The organism is Thauera sp. (assembly GCF_035444905.1).
Lineage (GTDB): Bacteria > Pseudomonadota > Gammaproteobacteria > Burkholderiales > Rhodocyclaceae > Thauera.
Window position 1 is genome coordinate 1 of the sequence record NZ_DAOMPS010000121.1, and the last position, 3,405, is coordinate 3,405.

Consider the following 3,405-nt stretch of genomic DNA (forward strand, 5'->3'; position numbering starts at 1 on the left):
GATGTAGGGCCGCTTGATTGCCGAGGCCAGAGAGCGGATGCACACCCCCTGCTCCAAGTCGTCAGCGCAGTAAGGACGTCGAGGCCATCTTGAAGCGTCAAATAAGTCCCCCTGGAAAGGTGCATGACCAGAGGATCCATCCAGATGGTTATGGTTGTTTGCCATCTTCTCCGTGGTTCAAGAAGATGCCTTTGGCTACAATCAACTTCACGTCGGCGCCTGGTGTGCAGGTGGATCGGCAAGGCGGCTCGTTCATCTGGTAAATGGGCGAGTCGCCGGGTGAACCGCAAAAGCCTCGGAACGGTTAGCGCCGCCCGGGGCTTTCGCCTATTCACTCAGTTCAGAGTACAGACTCCATCTGCACAAACAAAACAAACCACCTGTATCTGAACTTCTCATAAAAGCGCCACAGAGTCCGGCTCCTGTGGGCGTATGGACAAGAATGAGGCGCTCTCTTGGCGGTGTGAAAGGATTGCTCTGGGTGGGCGCCGCGATTCTGTTCGTGGCCGGCATCGAGACCAGCAACGCCGATGAACTCACCGGCCGCATCGTCTCGATCGCTGATGGCGACACCGTGACCCTGCTCGACGCCAACCTGCGGCAGCACAAGCTCCGCCTCTCCGGAATCGACGCACCGGAGAAGCGCCAGCCGTTCGGGAACCGCTCGCGGCTTCACCTGGGCGCACTCGTGTTCGGAAGGCAGGTGACGGCCGAGTGCCCCAAAACCGACCGCTACAAGCGCGCGGTGTGCAGGATCGAGGTCGACGGCATCGACGCCAACCTCGCCCAGGTCGAGGCCGGGATGGCGTGGCACTACAAGGCATACTCTCGCGAGCAGTCGCCAGCGGACCGGCGGCGCTACGCAAAAGCGGAAGACCGCGCGCGCGACGCCCGCCAGGGCCTGTGGGCCGACCGGGCGCCGATGGCGCCCTGGGACTTCAGGAAGGCCAGAAGGAAAAACACCCCCCGCTGAACGCTCACGCGCCCGGCTTCGGCTCGGTTTTCCACTTCCGAAGGTGGTCGACGAGCCGGTTCGAACGGTCATCGGTCGCATAGACGATGTGCAGCAGCAGCCTGACCGGCTGCGGGATGTTGCGCTCGCTCTCGTAGCGCGAGCCGCCCGACTGCGTGACTCCGACCCGCCCCCAGAACTGTGACTGGTTCATGCCATGCTTGCGGCGGAACGCTTTGATCTCTTCGGAGGTACCGAAGATGAGTTTCGGGGCAGCCATCGTGCTCACCAATGATGATCTTTAAACGCCCTCATCATACCCCTTGAGCATTTCCCGGGGACGCCATGGCGCGCACCAAACCGAGGGTCATCAGGCAGTCACCGAGCGCGCGGTGAGCGTTCGTGACGGTCACGCCCTGCTGCTGCGCCGCTGCCGAGAGCTTCTGCCAGCGATAGCGGCCTTTCTCCGCGCTCCACTCGCCGCGGAACTCGGCATAGGCCTGCATCGCACAATGGATGCGGCCCGGATCGAGCACCAGGTCGAAACCCTGCGGCGCCGGCAGGCCGTAACGGCGCGCGGTCTGAGTGATCACACGAGTGTCGAATTCGCGGCTGTAGATCACGACCTGGCGGCCCTCAACCAGGTCGCAGAACCGCGCGTGGATCTCCGACCAGGTCGGCGCGCCCGCGAGCATGGCGTCGGTGATGCCGTGGATCGCGGCGGCCTCGGCCGGGACCGGCCCGGACGGGCGCACGAGGGTGTCGAGCAGCACGGCCCCGGCGCAGTCGATGACCGCGAGCTCGACGACCTCTGCATCGTCGCCGAGGCCCGTCGTCTCGGTATCCAGGATCAACGCATTGGCGGCCAGCCAGGCACGGGCCTGCCGGCTGATCGCCTCACGGACGGCCGGATCAGCCATTACCGGCGACCTTGCCGCGCAAGGTTTCCATCAGCGCTTTGTTCTGCGCCTGCACGGCCTCGAGCTGGCCCGACAGACGCGCCGCACTTTCGCGGGCGGCGGCGGCTTCCTTCGCGATCGCGTCGTGCGACTTCTGCGCGGCAAGCACCTTTTCGGCGCAGCGCTGCGCTTCCTTGGCGGCATCCTTGCGCTGCTCCTGGTGCGCCTGCTCGGCAGCGTCCGCCTTCGCCTTCGCCGCGGCGAGCTCGTTGCGCAGGCCTTCGGCATCGGCTGCCGCGCGCTTGAGCTCGCCACGCGCCTGGTCGACGTCGGCGTGCGCACGGCTGAGCTCGGCCCGCACCTGATCGACATCGGCGTGGGCGCGGTCGAGCTCACCGCGCAGATCGGCGACGCGGCGCTCGAGCTCGGCCGCAGTCGCCTCAGAGCGCTCGGCGCGGGTGGTCGCCGCACCCAGCTCGGCGCGCACCTGGGCGAGCTCGTCGCGCAGCTTCTGGAGTTCCGCGGCAGCAACCTCCGCCGTCTCGCGCGCCTCACGCTCGAGCGCCTCGATGCGTGACCTGGCCTGCTCGAGCTCGTCGGCCTGGGCCTCGAACGCGTCCGAGAGCTCGACGCGCAGCTGGTCGAGCTCGGCCCGCTCCGCATCCCACGCCGATTGCGCCTCGCGCAGAGACTGGTTCGCCAGTTCCTGGGCCTGCGTCCAGAGCTGGGCGACCGCAAGTTCGTTCGCCTTGGCCACCACCTCCGGCACGGCGACGGCGATCGGCGCCGCCTGGGCGGTCTGCTGCCGACGCCATTCGCGCATCGCCGCGGTCGCCGCATGCATGTCGACCTTGGCCAGGCGACGGACCTGATCGACGGTGGGCATCGTCTGCCGGCCGGATTCCTCAAAAATCTGGCTCGCCGCGGCGAAAACACGCTCACGGGCGTCGAGGGAGAGGTTCTGGTTCATGGCGGCACTCCAATCGGGACTAGATAATAATCATAATAATATGATTATTATGATTATGCAAGCGATTATTTGCCCGTCGCGCGGGGAGGGGCCTTTTCCACGGACGCCGCCACGCCCGTTCAGGACGGCTCAGGCGCCCCGATCCTGGGTTCGCCCTCAGCCGCGCAGAGAACGCCGCTCAAACGGGCTGTATCAGCGCCGGCGCGTCGTTGCGGACGCTGCCCACCGCGCTCGAAACCGGATACGCCGCAAGCGCCGCCTCCGGGCACGGGCGCAAGAGCGCCTGGACCTGGTCGGCGGCGGTCGCCCCGTTGAGCCACGCCCACCAATCCGCCGGCGCCAGGATCACCGGCATGCGGTCGTGCAGCGGGCGCATCGCCGCGTTGGCCTCGGTGGTGACGATCGTGAAGGTGTCGATCTCCTCGCCGTCGGCCGGCCGCGTCCAGCGCTCCCACAGCCCGGCGAGCGCGAAGAACTCGCCCCCGACCGGGTGGATGTAGAACGGCTGCTTGCCGCCGCCCTGCCGGTCACCGAGCGGCTGCCACTCGTAGAAGCCGTTGGCCGGCACGAGGCAGCGCCGGCGG

At 67.0% G+C, this 3,405-nt stretch carries 5 protein-coding genes; 1 reads left to right on the top strand and 4 read right to left on the bottom strand.

What is annotated here, in order from left to right:
• Positions 1 to 481: 481 nt before the first annotated feature.
• Positions 482 to 973: a thermonuclease family protein gene (locus PLC66_RS22365; RefSeq protein ID WP_324544386.1), complete on the top strand. Its 492-nt coding sequence runs from the start codon at positions 482 to 484 to the stop codon at positions 971 to 973.
• A gap of 4 nt (positions 974 to 977) precedes the next feature.
• Here the strand turns inward: PLC66_RS22365 and PLC66_RS22370 are convergent, their stop codons facing one another.
• The 4 genes from PLC66_RS22370 to PLC66_RS22385 all read right to left on the bottom strand — a co-directional run.
• Positions 978 to 1,232, bottom strand: coding sequence for a helix-turn-helix domain-containing protein (locus PLC66_RS22370; RefSeq protein ID WP_004248766.1), 255 nt, complete (start codon positions 1,230 to 1,232; stop codon positions 978 to 980).
• A gap of 34 nt (positions 1,233 to 1,266) precedes the next feature.
• On the bottom strand, positions 1,267 to 1,872 hold the full coding sequence (locus tag PLC66_RS22375) for a 3'-5' exonuclease (protein WP_324544387.1): 606 nt from the start codon (positions 1,870 to 1,872) through the stop codon (positions 1,267 to 1,269).
• Positions 1,865 to 2,821 carry a DNA-binding protein gene (locus PLC66_RS22380; RefSeq protein ID WP_324544388.1) on the bottom strand — a complete coding sequence of 319 codons (957 nt, stop codon included), beginning with the start codon at positions 2,819 to 2,821 and terminating at the stop codon, positions 1,865 to 1,867. Before PLC66_RS22380 ends, PLC66_RS22375 begins: the two co-directional genes overlap by 8 nt.
• Before the next feature lie 178 nt (positions 2,822 to 2,999).
• The coding region (locus tag PLC66_RS22385; protein ID WP_324544389.1) for an SOS response-associated peptidase at positions 3,000 to 3,405 on the bottom strand (406 nt) is incomplete at its 5' end.